At 41.7% G+C, this 22,460-nt stretch carries 21 protein-coding genes; 18 read left to right on the top strand and 3 right to left on the bottom strand.

Going from position 1 to position 22,460, the window contains the following annotated elements:
- Positions 1–22 precede the first annotated feature (22 nt).
- The 9 genes from ABE547_RS02215 to ABE547_RS02175 all read left to right on the top strand — a co-directional run bounded on the left by ABE547_RS02215 (position 23) and on the right by ABE547_RS02175 (position 10,533).
- Positions 23–1,531 (top strand): zinc-ribbon domain-containing protein, encoded by a 1,509-nt coding sequence (locus ABE547_RS02215; protein WP_347377234.1) that lies wholly within the window; start codon positions 23–25, stop codon positions 1,529–1,531.
- A 225-nt stretch (positions 1,532–1,756) separates the two neighbouring features.
- Positions 1,757–3,679, top strand: a complete 1,923-nt coding sequence (locus tag ABE547_RS02210; protein ID WP_347377233.1) for a WG repeat-containing protein — start codon at positions 1,757–1,759, stop codon at positions 3,677–3,679.
- Between the two features lie 10 nt (positions 3,680–3,689).
- Positions 3,690–5,996, top strand: coding sequence for an FHA domain-containing protein (locus ABE547_RS02205; RefSeq protein WP_347377232.1), 2,307 nt, complete (start codon positions 3,690–3,692; stop codon positions 5,994–5,996).
- Between the two features lie 13 nt (positions 5,997–6,009).
- Positions 6,010–6,489: an FHA domain-containing protein gene (locus tag ABE547_RS02200; RefSeq protein WP_347377231.1), complete on the top strand. Its 480-nt coding sequence runs from the start codon at positions 6,010–6,012 to the stop codon at positions 6,487–6,489.
- 4 nt (positions 6,490–6,493) lie between these two features.
- A complete protein-coding gene (locus ABE547_RS02195) occupies positions 6,494–8,497 on the top strand; it encodes a protein kinase (protein WP_347377230.1) in 2,004 nt (667 codons plus the stop codon).
- Complete coding sequence (locus ABE547_RS02190) at positions 8,497–8,622, top strand: hypothetical protein (protein ID WP_268827686.1); 126 nt, start codon at positions 8,497–8,499, stop codon at positions 8,620–8,622. Before ABE547_RS02195 ends, ABE547_RS02190 begins: the two co-directional genes overlap by 1 nt.
- 13 nt (positions 8,623–8,635) lie before the next feature.
- The gene (locus ABE547_RS02185; protein WP_347377229.1) at positions 8,636–9,715 is read left to right on the top strand and encodes a hypothetical protein; all 1,080 of its coding nucleotides are present in this window, start codon (positions 8,636–8,638) and stop codon (positions 9,713–9,715) included.
- An 18-nt stretch (positions 9,716–9,733) separates the two neighbouring features.
- The gene (locus tag ABE547_RS02180; RefSeq protein ID WP_347377228.1) at positions 9,734–9,997 is read left to right on the top strand and encodes a zinc ribbon domain-containing protein; all 264 of its coding nucleotides are present in this window, start codon (positions 9,734–9,736) and stop codon (positions 9,995–9,997) included.
- Between the two features lie 23 nt (positions 9,998–10,020).
- Positions 10,021–10,533: a flavin reductase family protein gene (locus ABE547_RS02175; protein WP_347377227.1), complete on the top strand. Its 513-nt coding sequence runs from the start codon at positions 10,021–10,023 to the stop codon at positions 10,531–10,533.
- 91 nt (positions 10,534–10,624) lie between these two features.
- Here ABE547_RS02175 and ABE547_RS02170 read toward each other — a convergent pair whose 3' ends face one another.
- Together ABE547_RS02170 and ABE547_RS02165 are read right to left on the bottom strand one after the other, a co-directional pair.
- A complete protein-coding gene (locus ABE547_RS02170) occupies positions 10,625–11,935 on the bottom strand; it encodes an alpha-amylase family glycosyl hydrolase (RefSeq protein ID WP_347377226.1) in 1,311 nt (436 codons plus the stop codon).
- Between the two features lie 102 nt (positions 11,936–12,037).
- Entirely contained in the window at positions 12,038–13,402 is a 1,365-nt protein-coding gene (locus ABE547_RS02165) for an MATE family efflux transporter (protein WP_347377225.1), read from the bottom strand.
- Positions 13,403–13,719: 317 nt separating this feature from the next.
- Between ABE547_RS02165 and rplM the strand changes: the two genes are divergently transcribed.
- The 7 genes from rplM to ABE547_RS02130 all read left to right on the top strand — a co-directional run bounded on the left by rplM (position 13,720) and on the right by ABE547_RS02130 (position 18,914).
- The gene (rplM, locus tag ABE547_RS02160; protein ID WP_347377224.1) at positions 13,720–14,148 is read left to right on the top strand and encodes a 50S ribosomal protein L13; all 429 of its coding nucleotides are present in this window, start codon (positions 13,720–13,722) and stop codon (positions 14,146–14,148) included.
- Positions 14,149–14,175: 27 nt separating this feature from the next.
- Positions 14,176–14,568 carry a 30S ribosomal protein S9 gene (gene rpsI / locus ABE547_RS02155; protein ID WP_347377223.1) on the top strand — a complete coding sequence of 131 codons (393 nt, stop codon included), beginning with the start codon at positions 14,176–14,178 and terminating at the stop codon, positions 14,566–14,568.
- 760 nt (positions 14,569–15,328) lie between these two features.
- On the top strand, positions 15,329–15,832 hold the full coding sequence (locus ABE547_RS02150) for a YkgJ family cysteine cluster protein (RefSeq protein WP_347377222.1): 504 nt from the start codon (positions 15,329–15,331) through the stop codon (positions 15,830–15,832).
- A complete protein-coding gene (locus ABE547_RS02145) occupies positions 15,829–17,550 on the top strand; it encodes an SWIM zinc finger family protein (protein WP_347377221.1) in 1,722 nt (573 codons plus the stop codon). Before ABE547_RS02150 ends, ABE547_RS02145 begins: the two co-directional genes overlap by 4 nt.
- 71 nt (positions 17,551–17,621) lie before the next feature.
- Positions 17,622–17,882, top strand: coding sequence for a DUF4160 domain-containing protein (locus tag ABE547_RS02140; protein ID WP_347377220.1), 261 nt, complete (start codon positions 17,622–17,624; stop codon positions 17,880–17,882).
- An 18-nt stretch (positions 17,883–17,900) separates the two neighbouring features.
- Positions 17,901–18,176 (top strand): DUF2442 domain-containing protein, encoded by a 276-nt coding sequence (locus tag ABE547_RS02135; protein ID WP_347377219.1) that lies wholly within the window; start codon positions 17,901–17,903, stop codon positions 18,174–18,176.
- Positions 18,177–18,686: 510 nt separating this feature from the next.
- Complete coding sequence (locus tag ABE547_RS02130) at positions 18,687–18,914, top strand: tautomerase family protein (RefSeq protein WP_347377218.1); 228 nt, start codon at positions 18,687–18,689, stop codon at positions 18,912–18,914.
- Between the two features lie 85 nt (positions 18,915–18,999).
- Here the strand turns inward: ABE547_RS02130 and ABE547_RS02125 are convergent, their stop codons facing one another.
- Positions 19,000–20,133 (bottom strand): SLC13 family permease, encoded by a 1,134-nt coding sequence (locus ABE547_RS02125; protein WP_347377217.1) that lies wholly within the window; start codon positions 20,131–20,133, stop codon positions 19,000–19,002.
- A 422-nt stretch (positions 20,134–20,555) separates the two neighbouring features.
- Between ABE547_RS02125 and ABE547_RS02120 the strand changes: the two genes are divergently transcribed.
- On the top strand, positions 20,556–21,521 hold the full coding sequence (locus ABE547_RS02120; RefSeq protein WP_347377216.1) for a D-2-hydroxyacid dehydrogenase: 966 nt from the start codon (positions 20,556–20,558) through the stop codon (positions 21,519–21,521).
- 123 nt (positions 21,522–21,644) lie between these two features.
- Complete coding sequence (locus ABE547_RS02115; RefSeq protein WP_347377215.1) at positions 21,645–22,448, top strand: SDR family NAD(P)-dependent oxidoreductase; 804 nt, start codon at positions 21,645–21,647, stop codon at positions 22,446–22,448.
- The last annotated feature ends 12 nt before the right edge of the window (positions 22,449–22,460 follow it).

Below are 22,460 nucleotides of genomic sequence, written 5' to 3'. Positions count from 1 at the left end.
AGACAGATGAGGAAAGAGAACGATGTATTGCAGTAAATGTGGTACCCAAAATAAAGATACTGCCCGCTTTTGTAAAAACTGTGGAGAGCCGCTGGATGTCCCGGTGGTCTCACAGCCGGTGAAAAACGCAGATTCTGCCGGAGCAGAAGGTCCGGAAAAATCAGGAAGACGGGCAGGGGAAGCGCCCGGGAAAAAAGCATCCGGTATCAACCGGAGTAATATTAAATGGATCTGCATAGCAGTCGGAATTCTGATAATTGCTGCTGTCATAGCGTTCAGTTTTATGTCGAAGGATAAAAAAGAGAAGGAAAGATATGATAATTATCTTACTTCTGCGGATAAATATCTGGAAGAAATGGATTATGAAAATGCAGAAGATGCCTATCTGAATGCGATTAAGATTGATCCGAAAAAGGAAGAACCGTATCTGGGACTGGCAGATCTGTATGCACTGCAGGGAGATTATAAAAAGGCAGATAAGATACTGTTAAAAGCAGAAGAGGTAATCTACGGGAATACAGATGACGAATCTACCGGAGACACCGTATCCGAGTGGTCCGGACTCAGTGAAAAGAGGAAGGAACTTGCGGATAAGGCTGCTGCCCAGGCGTATTATGATCTGCTGATGGAATATCAGGATACTTACGGAAACGCAAGAAAAGTTACCATAGACACCTACTGGAAATATCTTGAGGGTCTGGCATTTGCGAAACTCATCGATTTTGATGGAGACGGACGGGATGAACTGGTGGTCGCTTATGCAGATCCTGCAAAAGAACTGGACTTTATTGCACGTTATTCGATTGAAGTATGGCAGTACAAAGATTATGAATTGCAGAATATGTTCTCCGGGGAAGGATATGGAAATGATGGAGCAACAACGACTCTTTATATTACCAGTGTGGAAGATCAATATTATCTGATCGAGGGTTCTGCAGATGATTTCGAATATGATTATTTCTGGGGCTTTCAGGATGGTGATTTCAAGCAGGTACGTTCCCTGGAGATTGATTACGGGCTGTATCCGGAGATTAACGCAAGAATTGACGGTGAGATGGTGTCGGAAGCAGAATTCAATGCGGAGCAGGGAAAATGGTGGGCGAACTGTCAGACATATGGCCTGTCCAGAGTTGAGGAAGATGAGGATGTAAGCCTGGCTGAATTACAGAACACACTGGACATATTACGAGAGATTCTGGGAATCCAAAATGCTGATGAGGAACCTGCAAAAAAGCAGACTGAAGATAAAGTAAAAGATATTACGCCGGAAGAGATGGCGACCAGTATTACAGATCATTATAATGAACTGGCAGATAACGATGGAACGTATGTGGTATTTATGGAAGAATCTGTAGAGAGTGATCTTGAATATCAGGTATGTCTTCGTTATCAGATGTCAGATGAAGAAGCAGAGGAGATTCTGGCAAGAGGAGGTACACCTTCTGCAAATAAGCTGGTTGGAATGGTCACTGTCAATAAGGTTACCGGGGAGGTAACTACAGACTGGGGAGACACATGGAATATGTGGTGAAAGGAATAAGATAGAACGACACTGTGAAAGAATGCGCCTGCATCCGGAGCAGTGAAAAGATATGCCGTACAGGGAGGATAACTGCCATCCTGTACGGCATTTGCCTTTTGATACAACTGAAGGGGTTTTCAATTGACAAGCTTTTAGAACGTGCTAAAATTAAAAAAGGCACATTTTTGTTATTTTTGAAATAAAAAAATCAGGAATAAAGAAGGATTGAGAAGGATGTATTGTGGAAATTGTGGAACGAAGAATAAGGATGGAGCAAGATTCTGCAAAGAATGTGGGGAAACTTTGCAGGCACCGGAGACGTCTCAGTTTCAGGCACAGGCACCTGGAGAAGGAGCTTCCGTGGCGGCGAAAAAGCCTGATCGGAGAAAATGGATACTGGCAGCAGCAGGTGTGCTTGTTTTGGCTGTAATCATAGCGGGGAGTCTCAGCTTTAAGAATAAGCAGGAAAAGAAAAAATATGACAACTATATGACTCAGGCGGAAAAATATATGGAAGATATGGACTATGAAAAAGCCAAAGATTCCTATCTTCGGGCACTGGCAATCGATCCGAAAGAAAAAGATGCATATCTGGGCCTTTATGACCTGTATGTTACACAGGGAGATTTTGACAGAGCGGAAGAAATATTAAGGGAAGCGCAGAAGAATGTTCCGGGAGTATCAAAAGGAGAGCATGAGGAAAAAGAAGCCGATAATGGCAGGAATATTGTTGAGGAAAGTGATGAGGTAGATCAGCTGTTGAACAGTGGAGTAAAATTTGAATGGGTGATGAAACCGAGAATAGAAGCTGATAGTATCTACTATGTGTCAAGTGCGGATTATGAAGAGAACTCAATCAATGATATCCAGCGGCAGAAGATGTCCCCCTATGCGGTGATAGAGACAGAAGAGGGACTGGGTCTGATCGATATGGAAGGCAATCTGGTGACAGAGATGATATATTCTGATATCTATACCGTATGGATGGATGCGGAGGATCAGTATATGCTGACACGCAGTGAGCCGCAGTATGAAGCAGAATGGGACTGTGACTGGGATATGTACTGCCTTCAGAATGGCGAGGTCGTTCCTACGATGTTTGGGGATGCGGGTATGCCGTTCAGTTATTATATTTATCGAAATGAACTCCATAATACAATGGAAGATGCCGAATGGGATATGGAGCTGAAATACAGTGTTCCCCAAAATGCAATTCCGATTCAGCAGCTGGATCAGCTGTTGGGCGTATATGAGTATCATTCCAGCTGGCCGCTGGATGCGGATGCTCCGTTCGCAGTGTATGCAGATGGAAAACTGGTTACTGATTTTAGCTATGATGCATGTGGTTCCTGTGTAGAAGGGCTGCTCGCGGTTCAGAAAGACGGAAAATGGGGCTATATCAATGAACAGGGAGAAGAAGTCATTCCGATCGAGTATGACGCTTCCTGGAAAAAATATACGCCGCTTGTGAACGCTGCAGGATCCGACAAATATCAGGAATTCTGTTATGCGGCTTCCGATGGCTATGTTGTTCTTCGCAAGGACGATGTATGGGAACTTCGGGACGTATCGGGAAATATTGCAATTCGTCCGGGAATGTTTGAGGAGATCTGTCCGGTCTATGAGAATAAATGCTGGGTAAAAAAGAATGGAAAATGGGGTATCATTGAATTAAAGACGGAAGATTCCAAAGAGGATCAGGCAGGAAATGAGAAGGTGACATCTCAGGAATATCAGGATATCTATGGACTGATTCTGGATCAGATACTGGAAGAATATGGAGAATATAATGGATATTATCTGTATGATATCGATAAGGATGGCGTAAAGGAGCTTCTGGCACAGGAAGGTGACTGTGAGGCGGCTTATATGTATCAGGTCTATACCATTAAGGATCATGCAAGTGTTTATCTGGGAGAGATTACCGGATGGCATTCGATGTTTTATGCAGATGAAAGTGGAGGAAAAGAAGCATACATTATCCGACATTGTGCACAAATGGGACATGAACAGTTATATCGTGTCAGCATACGGAACGGCAGCGTAACTGAGACAGAGATATCGGAGAGGGATCTGGAAAGTTATGATGATGAATATTATTCCAATCCATATCCACTGGAATATATATATGTAACGGAACGTGCACCGTTACAGTAAGGAAGAGAAGATGAGTGAGAGAAGATTAACAATTATTGATACCGGAAGCCGATTGACAGAAGTAAATCTGGATGCGTACGGAAAGCAGGAACTGAAGATCGGAAGAAAGAAAGAACGGTGTGACATTGTGATCCCGGATGAGATCATATCCGGATTACACGGTATATTCCGACTGCAGGGGGACAAGATCTATTATATGGATCAGGATAGCAGTAATGGGACTTTTGTCGGCAATTCAGGGCAAAAGAAACTTTTGGATGCAAAAGCGGGATATGTAGAGCTGTTTGACAAATCTGTGCTTCGCATCGGCAATATTCATGCGCCGGATAAAATGGTCCTTCTGCTTCTCCAGGTGGTGGCAGAAGATGAAGTGTGGAAAACAAAATCACTGGATTGTGCAAGCATTACGATCGGACGTTCCAGAGAGAACCAGATTGTTTTAAGGCATCCCGGGATTTCAAAGGTGCATTGCGAGATCCGGAAGCAGAACGGCTGCTTTGTTCTGTACGATTGTGACAGTGCCAATGGAACGATGCTCAATGGGGATAACGTATCCGAGCCGGTAATATTGAAGGATAAGGATCTGATACAGATCCTGGATTATCAGCTGTTCTTTTCCAATGAATGTATTTATTATAAGAGTGTTGAAAAAGGTATTTCTCTGCGTGCAGAGGGAATTAACAAGTTTGTCGGTTCAAAGAATAAGAGAAAACAGATTCTGAGAAATGTCAACTGTGAGATTCGTCCAAATGAGTTCGTTGCGATCATTGGCGGTTCCGGAGCAGGAAAGACGACACTGATGAATGCAATCAGTGGTTTTGAACCGGATTTTGAAGGAAAGGTATACTGTAATGGAATTGACCTGATCGAACAATTCCAGAATCTCAAGAATATCATTGGCTTTGTACCGCAGCAGGATATTATCTATGAGAATCTGACGCTTCACAGAATGCTGTATTATACGGCAAAGATGAAGATGCCGAAAGATACACAGCCACAGGAAATCACACAGAGAATTCAGGAAGTCCTTGAGATGGTGGATCTGAAGGCACATCAGAATACTTTCATCCGAAAGCTTTCAGGAGGACAGAAAAAAAGAGCAAGTATAGCGGTGGAACTTCTGGCAGATCCGAAGCTGTTCTTTCTGGATGAGCCAACCTCCGGTCTGGATCCGGGAACAGAGAAGAATCTGATGATTACTCTGAACAAGCTTGCAAAGACACAGAATAAGACCATTATCATGGTTACGCATACAACACAGAATCTGCATCTGTGTGACAAAGTAATCTTTATGGGACCGGGCGGAAGATTATGCTTCTGTGGCAATGTTGAAGCTGCAAAGGAGTTCTATGGAACGGATGATCTGGTAAATATTTATAACATGATTGCGGAGAATCCGGAAGGATGGGCGGAAAAATATGCGGTATACAGTAGTAATACCGGAATCAGAAAACGTTCCTCAGGAAGAACAGATCTGGTAAAACCAAGAAAAGAATCTGCCTTTCGGCAATTCCTGATCCTGACACAGCGATATGCGGAATTGATGGTCAATGATAAGCCGCGTCTGCTTCTTCTGTTGATACAGCCGCTGTTGATTGCGATTCTGCTTAATATTGTGGCGGATAATAAAGTATTTAAGATATATGAAAGCACGAAGTCCATGCTGTTTGCTCTGAGCTGTTCGGGAATCTGGATCGGACTGTTTGATGCGATCCAGGAGATCTGTAAAGAAAGAGTCATCCTGAAACGAGAGTATATGGCGAACCTGAAGCTGCCCGGATATATATTCTCCAAGTTTGTTCTTCAGGCGGTGTTGGGCCTGATACAGGCGATGATTCTGACACTGGTATTCCTGGGGCTGATAGGAAAGGATAAGCAGGGAATCTTTCTGGATCATTTTGCGCCGGAGATACTCCTGACTATGTGGCTTACGATTCTTGCTTCTATCACGATGGGATTTGTAATATCATCCATGGTAAAAACCGGCGATAAAGCTATGGCGGCTGCTCCGTTTGTGCTGATCGTTCAGTTGCTTTTCAGCGGAATCCTCTTCACCTTAAAAGGAGCAGGAGAAATCATTTCCTACTGCACCGTGAGCCGATGGTCCGTAGAAGCACTGGGAAGTATTGCCAAATTAAACAGACTGGACCTGAAGCTGCAGAAAGATTTCCCGATGCTGGAACATGAGGCAGAAAGCTTTTTCAAAGCATCAAAGATGCATGTGGCACAGTCATGGATGATTCTGGCAGGAATGACGATACTGTTGTTGATCGTAAGTATGCTGTTATTAAGAAATATTTCGAAAGACCGCAGGTAGAAAGGAAGAGAAAATGGTAGATTATTTAGAAGGCTGGAAGGATCTGTATGAGGTACAGATCCCTTTGGTGGAACATCCGGGATTTAAAGAAGATATTCTGATTCGAAAAAAAATAGATCCGATTGAGCCGGAAGAACCTGCGATACAGGAGGTATATACGGGAGAAGATCCTACCGTTCCTCTGGACCAGCCGCAGACATGTCATGTTTATATCAGACGATTGAGTGAGACATCGAATCATGAGATTACAAAGAGTCCGTTTGTGATTGGAAAATCGGCAGATTGTGATTATGTGATCCGGGGCAATACGACTGTCAGCAGACATCACGCACAGATCCTGACGACAGAGGAAGGATATATGATAAAGGATCTGGGATCGTTAAATCATACATATATTGATCAGAATCAGATAACCGGTCCGGAAAGACTTGCTGATGGCATGGTGTTTCAGATATCTGATGTGGAATTTCAATTTGTTGTGGAGATGAAGTAGGATCATGATGGAGACAATATCAGATACATATGTGATACTGGAAAAGCTTGGAGAAGGAAGCGGCGGTATCGTATACAAAGCGTATCACAAAAGGCTGGAAAAAGAGGTAGTCATAAAAAGGCTGCGGAAAAAAAGTGTGAATATGGAGATCAACCGTCAGGAGGTAGATATTCTGAAGAATCTTCATCATACATATCTTCCGCAGGTTCTGGACTTCCTGAGTGCAGACGGAGAGATCTATACAGTGATGAGCTATATCCCGGGAAAATCTTTCAAGCAGTTGATGGAAGAAAAATACCCGTTTACACAGAATGAGTTGATCCGTTGGGGAATGCAGCTGTGCAGTGCGTTGAATTACCTGCATAATCAGAATCCTCCGATTATTCACGGAGATATCAAACCGGCGAACATCATGCTGACACCGGACGGCAATATCTGTCTGATAGATTTTAATATCTCTTTTTATCTGGATGGAACGACAATCCTTGGATATACAGATGGATACACTTCTCCGGAGCAGTATATTATTGCGCTGGATCAGGAGTCTGCTTCCAGCCTGTCCAATTATACAAGTATTAATGAAAAAAGCGATATATACAGTGTCGGTGCTACATTTTACCATCTGGTGACGGGAAAGAAAGCCGGAAATTATCGGGAACGCCCGGACGCTTCTGCCCTTGAAGGCAGGGTCAGTGAATCATTTGCCGGTATTATTCTGAAGGCGATGCAGATTGATCCGGATGACCGGTTTCAGAGTGCATTTGAGATGTTTCAGGCGCTGCAGGGGGTTACCAGAAAGGATCAGAGATATCAGGCGCTTCTGAAAAGGCAGATGGCAATCCGGATGGGACTTGTGGGACTGATGGCAGGATTTATTGTGCTTGGAGGATACGGAATTCATAATATAAAATTGGAAAAAGTTGAAAAATATAATTCGCTGGTAGATAAGCAGACGGAATATCGTGAGAATTGTGATTATGAGAAAGAGGAAAAGATCTATCAGGAAGCGATAAAGGTGATGCCTTCTGCTCTGGAAAGCTATTATCAGAATGCGAGCTCTCTGTATGAACAGCAGAAGTATGAGGAATGCCTCGAATTTATTGATTATGACATTCTGGAAAATGAAAAGCTGGATATGCGGGATGAGCGAGGCGCAGATCTCTACCACCTGAAAGCGGAATGCTGTATGCAGATGGAACAGTATGAGGATGCTGTGAGTGCCTTTGATCAGGTATTTCAGTATGGCGGATATAATTGTGAATATTACAGAGATTACGCAATTGCACTGGCATATGATGCAGATACTTCCAAAGCGCAGGAAGTGCTGGATGAGGCAATTGATCATGGTCTTGAGGAAGATTCCATCTATTATACAAAAGGAGAGATTGAAAAGTCCACAAGACAGCTTGATCTTGCAGCGGAAGAATTCCGTAAGTGTATTGAGATATCGGACAATGATGAGCTGAAGGCAAGAGCGTATGTCATGCTCAGCAAGATCTATGAAGAACAGAACCTTCGATCCAAAGAAAGAGATATACTCAATGAAGCAAGAAAGAATGTTTCCATCGATCATCAGATGCTGATTCTGGAACGCCTGATACAGGCAGACATTGATCTCGCAGAAAATGCCTCTGACAGACAGTACCGCGACGAGGCAATTGCTGTGTTGCAGGAAGTGATCGAACAGGGCTGGGATAGCTATGATACATATAATAATCTCGTGATCCTGAATGAAAAACAGGGGTATCTGGATAATGCCAGAAGTGCGCTGGCGGAGATGGAGAAGCTGTTTGGAGAAGATTATAATATCTACAAGAGATATGCGTTTCTGGAAATTGATATACAGGCATTAAAAAATAATTCGCAGAGAGATTATCGTACATTTGAAAAGTATTATCAGAAAGCAGTGAGCATGTATCAGGGCCAGATGAAGGATAATAATACGGATGCAGAGATGGGACTTCTGGATAATGTATATCAGCAGGTGAAGGCAGGAGGTTGGCTGTAATGGGAATGATACTTGTAGGAATCAGTGTACTTGGAATTGTGGGATGTTGTGTGGCACTTCTGATGACCGGACGGATATTTAAAAAGCAAAAAGAGCAGCTGTTGGAAGAGATTGAGAAAGAATAGCAGGGAGGAACAGATGAAGAAAATATTGAAATACGTAATTGCAGTGGTGATGTTCTTAACTGTAGGAATCGGATTCATGCCGATCCTGTCACTTGGTGTTGTGGAACTATCGGTAGCTGATATTATTAAAATCGGATTCGGTGGCAGATCGGATGGATCGATTGTTGAGGAAGTACAGACACTACTCAGAGAATATGTCAGTGATTATTCTTATTATCTGCTGATATTAATGCTTGGTATCCTGTTCGCCGCAGCCATGACGGCGGCATTGTCCAATAAAAATGCGTATCGGGCCTCGTTGATCTGTCAGGTGGTGATCAATCTGTTTGCCGGTATTATGTTTTTTCAGATGACGGACAAAATCAGATCTATCCGGGATGTGATTGACTTTTTTGGAATGGGAGATTACATCTATGTAATCAGTACTCCGGCGATCATATGGGTGGTTGTATACGTGATCATCTTATTCCTGACATCATATGGACTCCTTCTGAAGGAGGACGATACAGCTCCGGCTCCGGGAGATATTATTGAGGAAAGTTTTCATCATGTACGCAATCCGAGGGAAAATACTCCACAGCAAAAGAGTAAAGAGCAGATGTATCTGGATCGCATTCAGGAACTGGAGGCACAGAAATCCAGGAAGCCGAAGCGACAGGCTATGATTGATAAGGCTCCGGAGAATCCTGTGAGAGAGGAGGATACTGTTGCGGATACCGTTGCGGATACTGCAAGGCTGGTCATGCCCGGCAAAGTTCCAAAAGCAGCAGAAAAACCAAATCCGGATTTTCAGGGAGCTATCGTTGGAAAAAATGGCATATATCAATCAAAAGCATATATGTTGAAGGATCGCATTCCGGTATATTTCTGTGGGCAGAAACAGCCGGTTGTTACAACAAGAAGTACAGGCGGAGAAGGTCTGGCGAAGGTATATTATGTTGCAGAATATCAGGAATACTGTGTAATACCGATGGGAATGAAAAAAGTATTTCTGGAAAGTGGACAGCCTTTGGGAGCAACACGTGAGTATTATCTGCCGAGAGGTACAGAGATCTATCTGGAAGATAACAGATTCCGGTTTTTACTGGCATAAGCATAGGAGGTAGTCGATATGAGTAACGATGATAAAACTGTATTTGTAAATTATGACAAAATAATTTCAAATTCAACGCTGGACCAGGCGTATATGGAACTTGGAAAAGCATATTATGAGGGCAAATTCGAAGATCCATTGCCGCAGCTTCTTCCGCTTTTTGATAAGATCACGAGAATCAAAAATGAAGAAGTGGGAGACTATATCGTGTGCCCGGAATGTGGTAAACGCTTAAGTAAGACTGCAGCATTTTGCGGACAGTGCGGCTGCAGGATAAGATAACAAGATAAAGGAGGAACAAAAATATGGCATTTCAGGAAATTGCAATTGAAAGCCTTGTATGCAATCCATTTACGAAAATATCTAAGGAATGGATGCTGATTACAGCAGGAGATGAGGAAAGAAGTAATACGATGACGGCAAGCTGGGGAGGCCTTGGAATTATGTGGGGCAAGAACATTGCTACTGTATATATCCGTCCGCAGCGGTATACGAAGGAATTCGTAGATGCAAATGGTACATTTACGATCTCATTTCTCTCGGAGGAATACAGAAAGGCATTGAATGTATGTGGTACGGTGTCAGGAAAAGATGTAGAAGACAAATGGCAGGAAGCAGGTCTTCATCCATATCCGGTCGATGGCACCGCAGCTGTAGCAGAGGCAGATCTGGTGCTGGTATGTAAGACACAATATCATCAGGAAATGAAGCCGGAGTGTTTTGATGTTACTGAAAATGATGAGAAATGGTATCCGCAGAAAGATTACCATATCATGTATATGGCAGAGATCGTAAAGGTATTGAAAAAGAGTGAATAAAAGTGAATAAAAGAGACTGCTGCAAAATATAGATATACACTCAGGGTGATATCTCTATATTCTGCAGCAGCCCTTTTTTAATTCGTATCTGCTATCTGCTTTGCAGGTATTGTATACTGTATGGAGGCAGTTCCAGCTGACCGGTCATATGGACTTCTTTGTCGGACAGAAGGTCAATGAAAGCTCCGTTCAGGTCCTGATGATATGCGGTGTATGGAGCATCGGATGCATTGACTGCGACCAGAACACGTTCTTGCTCAGAAGCGCGTTCGAAGATCAGCTGATGGTTCTGAATGACTACATTTTTATAAGAACCATTGCACAGAGCCTTACTGTTCTGGCGAAGTGCAATGAGCTTTTTGATATATTCGGTCAGGTCATTCGGTTTTGGTTCGTCAAAGCATGGCCTTAATGCATAGTCATTATCCGGTGCTTTTTCGCCCGGCTCTCCCCATTCGCTTCCGTAATACAGGCAGGGGATACCCGGCATGCCAAGCAGAAGTCCATAAGCAAGTGGGATATGGCTCTTGTTGGTCAATATGCTGGAAAGTCTTGTGACATCGTGATTATCAGCAAATGTCATCAGATGCTTGCCGCGGTAGATGCACCACTGGTCACTGCCAAATTGTCTGTGCAGAGAATGTGCGATCTCAAACAGATTCATGGAATTGAAGCTTGAAAATAATCCTTTGTAGCATTCGTAATTGGTACAGCTGTGAAGCATTTCATCGTTAACGATCTGATTGTAATCTCCGAACAGTACCTCGCCGATCAATGCAAATTCCGGTTTCAATTCCTGCGTAAAGGAGCGAAGACGACGCATGAAGTTCCGGTCCAGACAGTAGGCAACGTCCAGCCGCAATCCGTCAATATCAAAGGTATCCACCCAGAATTTTACGCAGTCCAGGAGATAATCAACGACAGCAGGATTCTGAAGGTTCAGTTTTACCAGTTCATAATGCCCTTCCCAGCCTTCATACCAGAAACCGTCATTATAGGCACTGTTGCCGTCAAAGTGAATACAGAACCAGTCTTTGTATGGGGAATCCCATTTTTTCTCCTGTACGTCTTTAAAAGCCCAGAAACCACGTCCGACATGATTGAATACTCCATCCAGAACGACCTTAATTCCGTGTGCATGCAGATCTTTGCATACCTCTTGAAAGTCTTCGTTTGTTCCCAGTCTTACATCAATCGTTCTAAAATCTCTGGTATCATATCCATGGTTGTCAGATTCAAAAATCGGATTCAACAGAATGGAATTGATGCCAAGATCCTTCAGATAATCAGACCAGTCCAGCAGTTTTCGGATGCGCGGAACACATTCCCCATCATTGTGTACCGGAGCGCCGCAGAAACCAATCGGATAGATCTGATAAAAAACACTGTTATAAGCCCACATATTTTATGCCCTCGCTTTCTTGTATTTATTATAGGTCAGGGCCACGATCAAAGTGACATCCATTACTATACCAAAATATAACAGAATATTCCATGTATATGGTTATTCAATTCTGCTGAGACGAATCTCCATTTCTTTTTTCTGAAAAATGATGTACCACAGAAACAGAAAGACTCCCTTAAAGATACTGGAAATCGTAATGCTCCACCAGATTCCGTTCAGTCCGAGTTCCGTCTGTGTAAGTAAAAGTGCCAGAGGAATCCTTGCAGCGGTAAAGGAGATACTGATAACGGATGGCGGAATGGTCTTTCCATATCCCGAAAATGCACCTGCGGTCGTGATCTCAACACTCATGAATAACTGAGAGACACCAAGAATCACCAGATAGTCAATTCCGAGAGGGATGATGTCTGCTTCCGTAATAAAGATTCTGAAAATCGGCGTTGGAAAGAAAATTAAAAGTATCGTGCAGAAGATACCCCAGAGCAGAACGATTCCCATAGCTGACCAATATCCGGATCGAATCCGGTCTTTTTTCCCGGCTCCATGATTTTGTGCAATAAATGAATTCACGGCAGCAGCAAATCCGTCTGCGGTCATCCAGGAGATGGATTCAATCTGGGAGCCTACTTTTTGTACTGCAACAGCAGCGTCTCCGTAACCGGCTACCATTCTGGCGATGATCATGGAGATACTGGTGAAAAGCATGTTCTGTATGGAAGTTGGAAAACCGATTCTCAGGATGGAGAGTATACACGCCGGATTCGGGCGCCGGAATACATGTACATCCTGGAAAATACTGGAATCCTTTGCTGCGTAATAAAGAAACAGGATGGTAACGATGATCTGAGCGAAAATGGTTGCAATCGCAGCACCGATCACACGAAGTTCCGGAAATGGACCTATCCCGAAGATTAACAGTGGATCCAGGATAATATTAAAAATCAGCCCGGCTGTGGTAGCCAAGAAAGCCGCCCGGCTGTTACCGATTGCAGTAAATATACCGGTAAATGTCTGGTTTAAGAAGGAAAAGACCACAAGGCCACAGGTGATTTTAAGATAGCATCCGGCATCCGCAATGACCTGGGAACTGTTCAGATGGAAAAAGCCGATCAGCGGTGAGGCGAAGACGGCACAGATCATACCGTAGATCAATCCGAAAAAGCCGGTAAGCTGCAAAGCATTGTCGGCGTATTCGGATGCTTCATCATTGCGGCCTGAACCGAGAGAGTATCCGACATTGACTTGTCCTCCCATCTTTGCGAGGGCAGCAAGTCCATTGGAGAGCCACATGTACATTCCGGCAGCACCGACAGAAGCGACGGCATCACTTCCGATTCTTCCGATCCAGATCATATCAGTCAGATTATAGGCCATCTGGATCAAAGAGGTTGCCATAATCGGAATGGCAAGTTTCGTTAAAGATGAAAGGACGGGTCCATCCGTCAGATTAATGTTCTTTTGCATTTTAATATCCCCCAAGAAAAATGTTTGTATTTTCAAAAAAATGTATTGTATTATAATAATGTAAATGATATGGCAGAAATGCTCATTTTTATTAAAAAGCAGTGGAATTGACACATGCAGACATATTATATCACAGAAGAAAAAAACGGGAAACCTTCTTTAAAAAAATGCGAAAAATAGTTGACACGCGTGGAACCGTATAATATAATGAACAAGTATGACAAAAGGAGAAACAGTAAGAAACCAAAGCCCCGGAGTCTTGCTGATTTCGATATAATTATCATGAATAATGTTAATGATTCACAGGAGGTAAACCGATGAAAACTTATATGGCTAATCCAGATAAGATTGAAAGAAAATGGTATGTAGTTGACGCTTCTGAATATACTTTGGGACGTCTCGCATCAGAAGTAGCTAAGGTTTTAAGAGGAAAGAACAAGCCGGAATTCACACCGCACGTTGATACAGGCGATTATGTAATCGTTGTAAATGCAGAAAAAGTAAATGTTACAGGTAAGAAACTGAACCAGAAAATTTATTACAATCACTCTGAATATGTAGGTGGAATGAAAGAGACTACATTAGCAGAGATGATGAATAAGAAACCTGAAAAAGTAATCGAACTTGCTGTAAAAGGAATGCTTCCAAAGGGACCTTTAGGAAGATCTATGATGAAGAAGCTTCATGTATATGCTGGACCAGAACATGAGCAGCAGGCTCAGAAACCAGTTGAGCTGAAATTCTAAGGAAAGGTTTGAAAGGAGGACATTACAGTGGCTAGTGCAAGATTCTACGGAACAGGAAGAAGAAAAAAATCAATTGCAAGAGTATATTTAGTACCAGGAACAGGTAAGATCACAATAAATAAAAGAGATATCGATGAGTATTTTGGTCTTGAGACATTAAAGGTTGTAGTTCGTCAGCCGTTAGTAGCAACAGAGACAGAAGGAAAATTCGATGTTATCGTTAATGTAAAAGGCGGCGGATATACAGGACAGGCTGGAGCAATCCGTCACGGTGTTGCAAGAGCACTTCTTGAGGCAGATGCTGATTACAGACCGGTACTTAAGAAAGCTGGCTTCTTAACACGTGATCCACGTATGAAAGAACGTAAGAAATACGGTCTCAAAGCAGCTCGTCGCGCACCACAGTTCAGCAAACGTTAATTTGGAGCGAAGCGACAACAAGAGAAAACGAAGTTTTCTCGAGTATATTTCGAAGATATCAAAAAGATTTTGTCCCGGAAGCAATTTTGTTTCCGGGATTTCTTCATACATGGCCAGGAATTGACCGTGGATTCAATTATTCTTTATACAGGTCACCCAATTGTGGTCAGTAGATGACCGTAAATCTAACAAATCAAAATCCAGTCCCCCCGAACAGCGGTGTAGGATGACCGCAAATCTAGCAAATTAAAATCCAGTCCCCCAAAACAGCGGTGTAGGATGACCGCAAATCTAGCAAATCAAAATCCAGTCACCTCGGACAGCATTGTGAGGTAACTGCAATCCCCGTAATAAAAAACAAAGTCATTAAAGTGAGGTAAGGAATATGCAAGATCTAAGGAATATGCAAGATCTGCGGTGCGAAAAATAGAATCCTATCAAAAGAACAAAATCTATCCGGGCGATCGCTTGATTCTTACTTTCGAAACAGAGCAAAGTGTTTTGAATTCAAATGTGATAGAAGAGTTGGTAAACCAATATTTGTAATTATTAAAATAAAGAGCGATTGTTTTATCACTTGAGTCGTATTAGTGATGCTTATCATACAGGAACAATTGAATCTTCCTGATGATTATGTCATTATACTTCACGGGATATTTGTTTTGGGAAGTTTTTTGGTTTATCAGAAGTGAGAACTGTGATAGAATCTAATCGGGTTCATATGTAAAAATATTTTCAGAAGAAAGAGGATAGAAATACAATGCTGGCGCCAAGGGAAGTGAAATTTGAAGCTCAGAAAAGAGAAAGGGAAAATCTGGAATTTCGTACATTTTTGAAGTGTCATGCGGATGAAAAAGAACTGGATGAGCAGTTTTTTAAATTGCATGATGAGTTGTTTGCACAATATGATTGTAATAGATGTAGAAATTGTTGCAAGATGTATCATGGAAGTATTCCGGAGGAGGATGTTGAGAAAGATGCGATGTATTTAGGAGTAACCGCTACAGATTTTGCTGAACAATATTTAGGCGGAAAAGATTCTGAGGGGAATTACAAGACAAAGCATAAACCATGTGATTTTTTGATGGAAGACAGGAGTTGTAAATTGGGAGATTGCAAGCCCGAAAGCTGTAAAAAATATCCGTACACGAATCAACCAGAACGTCTGTGGAGCTTATATAGTGTGTTGGATACTGTGTCTGTTTGTCCGGTGGCTTTTGAAATCTATGAAAGACTGAAGAAAGAATATGGGTTCAAAAAATGAAATGGTATACATTATTTAGACAACACATTTTAGACAGAGGGATTGAATATTATGAAGATGGTCATGTCGTAGATTTTAGCTATTCTGATGACGAAATTATAGCACAGGTAGATGGAACGGATGTATATGATGTTCAAATTACGTTGGATGGGGAAGACGTAATAGATATGTACTGTTCCTGTCCATATGCAGCGGATGGAAGAAATTGCAAACACATGGCAGCGGTTTTGTTTAAGTTTGAGGAAATGCTGGATGGAAAGGATGCTGAAATAGAAGATAACGATACAGAAGAAGAGGTTTCATTACTAAAAGAGGACTTTTTCCAAAGACATCAAAGGGAGAAAGAAGAAGTAACAGAGCTCATTTCAAAAATACCGGAAGACAAAGTAAGAGAATTGCTGGTCGGATTTGTTCTGGCAGATGAAGGATTAAAGCATAGACTGAAGATGCAATATGAATTTAAAATGAATAGTAAGTTAATGCTGGAACTTCGAACAGAAATAGATCACATTATATATCGAAATAGCAGAGGAGGGTATGTGGATTGGTATCATGCTTCTGAATTTACATCCGAGTTAAGCGGTTTTTTGCATACAAAGGTAATGCTGTTAATTGAAAAAAATTGCTTAAAACAAGCGTTTGAGTTGACAAATCTGGTATTTCATTGTATTGGAAATATCGATATGGATGATTCAGATGGAAGTTCTTCTTGGGTTGCGAATGCCTGCTATGAATGTTGGAAGCAAATTATTGAAAAAAGTGATGAGATATATAGAAATGAGATGAAATCATGGTTCGAAACGCATCGGGATGGGTACGTAATTGATATTTATGAAGAATATATGGAAGAAATCTTGTTTGAATTTTTTGCAACAGAAGAAATGATAACAGAAAAGATTAAAAACCTGGATAGTCTTATCAATAAACGTTCGGGAGCAGATTGCGGAACAATATATTCGGTTCATTACGGATTCGAAAATCCAGTCATAAAGAGAATAGAATATATGAAAAAATTGAACTATACTGCTGAGCAAATCAAGGAGTATAAACAGGCAAACCGCAGATTTTTTGTAATTCGAGAGTTGGAAATCTCAGAAGCAATCGAGAATAATGATTATGATACAGCTATAAAGGTGCTGTTAGAAAGCAAAGAACGTGATGCTGGCAATACCGAGCAGTTGGAAAAATATAGCGAGCAATTAATAGAAATATACGACAAATTAGGGAAAACAGAGGAATATATTGAGGAACTTATACGGTATGTTACATCTTTTTGGCAATATGACTTAACCTATGTTAAGATGTTGAAAGCATGTATTGTGAACCCGGATCAATGGAGTAAGATGGTTGACGATATCGTGATGAAAAGCCGTTATGAAGATTTTGTATGTCAGTTACTCTATGAAGAAAAACGATATGATGAGTTGATGAGTAAGATTGAACAGAGTTCCAATAAAGTTAGTCTGCTGGATTCATATGATAAAATTTTGCGTAAAATAATGCCGGAACGAGTAATAAAAATATATTCTGCTTATTTAAAACAGGCGGCTGAAATGGCGAATGAAAGGAAAAAATATAAATATCTCATGCCATATCTTAAGAAGATATCTAAATGTGATGGAGGAAAAGCCGTAGCAGAAGATATTGCGGCTACATGGAGACGAGAATATAAACGTAGAACTGCAATGATGGATGAACTGCGAAAGGCAGGTTTTTAAATCTGTTAAAAGAATTGTTTTGCAAAATCTTTAGGTGTGGTAATATAAAAATAGTTACGGAGGTGTTAGATATGCCAGAAATTTCTTTGTTTTATGGTATTCTTGTTACAATGTATTATGAAGATCGTAATCCACCACACTTCCACGCAGAATATAATGGAAATAAAGCACTTATAGATATAGTAGAAGCCAGAGTACTGAAAGGTGCATTGCCATCAAGACAATTAAAACTGATTTTAGCCTGGTGTGTGATTCATCAGGATGAATTGATGCAAAACTGGGAGCTTTCCAAAGATGGACTTCCATTAAATCGAATTAATCCTTTGGTTTAATATGAGAGGGGGATGTATATGTTTCCAAGAGTAGTACAGGTAATCCCATATAGAGACTATAAAGTAGATGTGTATTTTGAGGATGGAAAAATAGTTTGTTATGATGCAAGTCATCTCTTAGAAAAAAAGGTTTTTGAGCGATTAAAGGATATAGATTTTTTTATGAATGCATGCACAATATTAAATGATTCATTGGCTTGGGATGTTACAGGAACCAGAGATGAAAGCAAATGTTTAGATTTGGATCCGGATATGCTATATGAGTTAGAAAATGTAAAGGAAAAAATTGCTTAAATATTTGTCCGAATACTTTTTCAAAAAGCCGGATACCATCTCTGATACCTGACCATGAAGAGAAGTGCTAAGTTGTGATAAGATGCTGTGGGTTTGCAGCAAGTATGCAGCACATATATCCGCAAAGCCTTATTTTACAGGTTTCCACAGTTTCGCAAACGTTAATTTGGAGCGCGAGTCTATTTCGAAGATATCAAAAAGATTTTGTCCCGGGAGTAATTTTGTTTCCGGGATTTCTTCATACATGGTCAGAAATTGACCGTGGATTCAATTGTTCTTTATTCAGGTCATCCCAATTTTGGTCATTAGATGACTGCAAATCTGACAAATCAAAATCCAGTCCCCCTGAACAGCGGTGTAGGATGACCGCAATCCCCATAATAAAAAACAAAGTCATTAAAGTATATCTAAAATGGTGCCCAAAAGAAGTTTGAAAGAGTGAAAAAGACTGTACAGATGCAGAAAGAATCTGTAGAATAAGTATCAGGAAAGAAAAAGGAGGGAACGGATATGCCACATATCGGTGTAAAATTATATCCTGGAAAAAGTGAAGAATTGAAAGAGAAGCTTGCAAAGGCTTTGAGAAAAACGCTGGCGGAAGAGTCGGGAGTATGGAAAGAAAGTGATATCTCCGTATCGATGGAAGAGTATGCGCCGGACGAATTCGAAAAAGCAACAAAGTCAAGCTTCCGTCAGGAAGAACTTCTGCTGGATTCAGACTATATTAATTTTAAGTAGATGTTTAAGTGAAGAGAAGGCCATGTAGTAACAGCCGTAAGGAGTGATTCCAATCGTCTGTTACTACATGGCTTTTCCTGATCTTTTATTGTATTTTTAAGAGCAGATAACCTGCGAATCCGATCAGAAGCAGAAATACCAGATTATAAAAGGTGAAGGTCCGGAAATACTTTCCCTTTTTGGCCCCCTTCAGATTGACATAATAACGGTAGGAGATCAGACTTGCCAGAGAAGCAATCAAAGTTCCAAGCCCTCCGATATTAACACCGTATAACAATGGAATCGCCTGATCGGTAAAGCCTGACAAAAGGATGGCTGCGGGTACATTACTGATACACTGACTTGCCAGAATCCCGAGGAACAATTCTCTGTGCCGGATCAGGTCGCGCAGCAGCATGGCAATGGCCGGAATCCGTTCCATATTTCCGATGAATAAAAAAAAGCAGACAAAAGTCAGTAACAGAAAATAGTCTGCATCTTTGAAAAGAGAACGGTCAACGAGAAAGATGCAGATCGTAACGATCAGTATCATCCACGGAAATGTAATCAGATGTATGACACATGCAAGACAGACCAGAAAAAGCGCAAGATAGACCAGCAGTTTTTTTCTGGAAAGCTGTGCTTTTGTGCCGGAAAGTGTCTGAAGAGAGAGTTCCTCATTTGGAAGCAGAAAAGCAGCTGCAGCCAGAAGAATCAAAGACAACAGGGTCAGAGGCAGCATAGCCAGTAAAAAATCTGCAATCGGGATGGAATAAGCAGAATACAGATACAGATTCTGTGGATTCCCGACGGGGGTAAACATGCTTCCCAGGTTTGCTGCAATGGTCTGCAGCACGATGACCGGAATCAGAAGGTTATCCTGATCGGCCATATGGAGAATCATGATTGCAAACGGAACAAACGTAATCAGAGATACATCGTTGGTGATGAGCATACTGGAAAAAAAGCAAAGACCTGTCAGCAATAACACGAGCTGACGGGTATTTTTGGTTCCGGATAATAGTGTTGTTCCAAGCATCTGAAAGACACCGATGCTCTGCAGGCCGGCAACCACCAGCATCAGACAGAACAAAAGCGATAAGACCCGAAAATCCAGATATTCCAGATAATGGAGAGACGGGGGAACGAAGAAAGCAGAACACAGAGCCAGAAGAGCGGCGATGCACAGTACCGTTTCTTTTTTGATAAAACAGATACAAGTTTGGATTGATTTTTTCATATGAATCTCCTGTGATAGTATTTGACGGGATATTATTGATTAAATTCCGTTTTTTCGTATGATATTGTTATAACGCAACTTATTTTTTATGTCAACAATTGTTTGGATAATAGATTGCGAGAAAGCTTCCTGTTTGTCTATTGACAGTTGCATGTGGCATTTATAGCAATGACCTGCGTTGCTGTCATCATGATCCTGATTGTACAGACATGCATTAAATTTGTATGTAAAGAAAGAGAGCAAGTAGAGATAAAATATTGTTAACAAACAGGAAAAAGAATGATTGGAATGACTGGATAAATAGATTATACTATATTTTATAAGGATAATCTATTTAGACTCAAGATTATGCTGAATGATATGATTTTAGGACGAAAACATGGCCGTATTATTTGAAAAATGCAAAAAAGGATAAGACAACTATGAAAAAAATAATCATAATGTTTGAGGAAGCGGGAAAATACCGGGAGCAGATAGAAAAACTCTGCCGGGACAGATGGGAGGTTCTGTATCTTTCCGGGGAGTGCTCGGAAGAAGAATTCAGAGAATATGCCCGGGATGCGGAGATCATATTCGGTGATGTGGATCCAAAATGGCTTCGGGAATGCCGGAATCTGAAGTGGATTCAGATCTCCTGGGCAGGAGTCGGTCCGTACATGAATAAAGAGTATCTGCAGCATATCGTGCTTACCAATGCTTCCGGGGCGTATGGAGCGGTGATCGCCGAGCATGTAATGGGGCTACTTTTGTCTCTGGCAAGGCGTATTCCGGAGTATGTACATCATGCGAAGACCGGATGCTGGAAAGATTGTGGCGCGGAGTGGAGAATTCAGGGAAAAAAAGCATTGATCCTTGGCGCCGGAGATATAGGAACTGCAGTGGCGGATCGGGCAGCAGCATTTGGAATGGAGGTAACGGGATTCTGCCGTCATATGCGGAAACCGGAAGGTTCATTTACACGCATGATCATGGCAGAACAGCTGGATCATGCAATCAAAGAAGCAGATTTTATCTGTGGCTGTCTTCCGGAAACACCGGAGACAATGCACCTGCTGGATGCGCGTCGGCTGGCAATGTCAAAAAAGGATGCGATTCTTGTGAATGTAGGGCGCGGTAGTCTGATTGATACAGACAGTCTGGTAAGAATGATTATGCAGGGGCATTTCTATGGAGTCGGTCTGGATGTCACGGATCCGGAACCGTTGCCAAAGGATCACCCGTTGTGGAAATTGCACAATGTAATTATCACGCCACATGTTGCGGGGATCGGTTTTGGGCACCATAACAGTGCGGAAGAGGCAATCTGGAAACTGAGTCTTGAGAATCTGGAACGTTTCAGAAATGGGGAGACGCTTAAGAATCTGGTAGATTATAAGAGAGGATATTAATAGACTGAGAATTGACGGATTTATTGTTGATTTGTTTCGTTAAAAGGTATATAGTTATGCTAACGAGAAAAAACAGAAGCATTTTGCAGTGGGGCAAAATGTACTATTAAGGAGGTAATTATCATGGACAGATTAAAAGGAAAGGTTGCAATCGTAACAGGCTCTACCAGCGGAATCGGAATCGGTATTGCAAAGTTATTTGCAGCTGAAGGTGCAAAAGTAGTGATCTGCGGACGTAGAGAAGCAAAAGGACAGGCTGTTGTGGATGAGATCGTGGCAGCAGGAGGGGAAGCTTCTTATCACTTTATGGATATCACAGATGTGGCTACAACAGAGAAACTGATTGCTGATACTGCAGAGAAATACGGAAAGATCGATATTCTCGTAAATAATGCTGCAAACGTAGCTCTGAAAGACGGACGTGTAGATGAGCTTACATTGGAAATGTGGGATGCCATCTTCGAGAGTGATATGCGCGGCACATTCTACGCAGTGAAGAGTGTAATTCCATATATGCAGAAAAATGAAAAAGGTGGTTCTATCATCAACATTGGATCCATGGCTTCCTGCGGCGGTGACCTTGGATCTACCGCTTATGCATGTGCAAAAGCAGGTGTTGATATGCTGACTAAGTATACAGCTCTTCAGTATGGAAAACAGAACATCCGCTGCAACTGTGTTCGTCCGGGTCTGATCGTTACACCACAGAACGAAGCACACGTTCCACAGGCACTGAAAGACATTTTCACAAGCAATATCTGTGTAAATCGTTATGGATGTCCGGAAGATATCGGACATATGTGCGTATATCTTGCATCTGACGAGAGCGAGTATTTCACAGGACAGGTTGTGACAGTAGACGGTGGTCTGAATTCTCATGTATCAACCGTTGCTCAGTTCAAGGAATTAAGCTCCCGTACATGGTAAGAAGATCAAGAA

The sequence above is a fragment of the Dorea sp. YH-dor226 genome (assembly GCF_039832105.1).
Lineage (GTDB): Bacteria > Bacillota > Clostridia > Lachnospirales > Lachnospiraceae > Dorea_A.
Note: the sequence above shows the minus strand (reverse complement) of the source record. Positions and strands in the feature narration are given on the sequence as shown.

What these genes read in the sequence shown, in the direction of transcription:
- ABE547_RS02215 (WP_347377234.1), top strand. Translation starts at nt 23, where the DNA reads ATGTATTGCAGTAAATGTGGTACCCAAAATAAAGATACTGCCCGCTTT.
- ABE547_RS02210 (WP_347377233.1), top strand. Translation starts at nt 1,757, where the DNA reads ATGTATTGTGGAAATTGTGGAACGAAGAATAAGGATGGAGCAAGATTC.
- ABE547_RS02205 (WP_347377232.1), top strand. Translation starts at nt 3,690, where the DNA reads ATGAGTGAGAGAAGATTAACAATTATTGATACCGGAAGCCGATTGACA.
- ABE547_RS02200 (WP_347377231.1), top strand. Translation starts at nt 6,010, where the DNA reads ATGGTAGATTATTTAGAAGGCTGGAAGGATCTGTATGAGGTACAGATC.
- ABE547_RS02195 (WP_347377230.1), top strand. Translation starts at nt 6,494, where the DNA reads ATGATGGAGACAATATCAGATACATATGTGATACTGGAAAAGCTTGGA.
- ABE547_RS02190 (WP_268827686.1), top strand. Translation starts at nt 8,497, where the DNA reads ATGGGAATGATACTTGTAGGAATCAGTGTACTTGGAATTGTGGGATGT.
- ABE547_RS02185 (WP_347377229.1), top strand. Translation starts at nt 8,636, where the DNA reads ATGAAGAAAATATTGAAATACGTAATTGCAGTGGTGATGTTCTTAACT.
- ABE547_RS02180 (WP_347377228.1), top strand. Translation starts at nt 9,734, where the DNA reads ATGAGTAACGATGATAAAACTGTATTTGTAAATTATGACAAAATAATT.
- ABE547_RS02175 (WP_347377227.1), top strand. Translation starts at nt 10,021, where the DNA reads ATGGCATTTCAGGAAATTGCAATTGAAAGCCTTGTATGCAATCCATTT.
- ABE547_RS02170 (WP_347377226.1), bottom strand. Translation starts at nt 11,935, where the DNA reads ATGTGGGCTTATAACAGTGTTTTTTATCAGATCTATCCGATTGGTTTC.
- ABE547_RS02165 (WP_347377225.1), bottom strand. Translation starts at nt 13,402, where the DNA reads ATGCAAAAGAACATTAATCTGACGGATGGACCCGTCCTTTCATCTTTA.
- rplM (WP_347377224.1), top strand. Translation starts at nt 13,720, where the DNA reads ATGAAAACTTATATGGCTAATCCAGATAAGATTGAAAGAAAATGGTAT.
- ABE547_RS02150 (WP_347377222.1), top strand. Translation starts at nt 15,329, where the DNA reads ATGCTGGCGCCAAGGGAAGTGAAATTTGAAGCTCAGAAAAGAGAAAGG.
- ABE547_RS02145 (WP_347377221.1), top strand. Translation starts at nt 15,829, where the DNA reads ATGAAATGGTATACATTATTTAGACAACACATTTTAGACAGAGGGATT.
- ABE547_RS02140 (WP_347377220.1), top strand. Translation starts at nt 17,622, where the DNA reads ATGCCAGAAATTTCTTTGTTTTATGGTATTCTTGTTACAATGTATTAT.
- ABE547_RS02135 (WP_347377219.1), top strand. Translation starts at nt 17,901, where the DNA reads ATGTTTCCAAGAGTAGTACAGGTAATCCCATATAGAGACTATAAAGTA.
- ABE547_RS02130 (WP_347377218.1), top strand. Translation starts at nt 18,687, where the DNA reads ATGCCACATATCGGTGTAAAATTATATCCTGGAAAAAGTGAAGAATTG.
- ABE547_RS02125 (WP_347377217.1), bottom strand. Translation starts at nt 20,133, where the DNA reads ATGAAAAAATCAATCCAAACTTGTATCTGTTTTATCAAAAAAGAAACG.
- ABE547_RS02120 (WP_347377216.1), top strand. Translation starts at nt 20,556, where the DNA reads ATGAAAAAAATAATCATAATGTTTGAGGAAGCGGGAAAATACCGGGAG.
- ABE547_RS02115 (WP_347377215.1), top strand. Translation starts at nt 21,645, where the DNA reads ATGGACAGATTAAAAGGAAAGGTTGCAATCGTAACAGGCTCTACCAGC.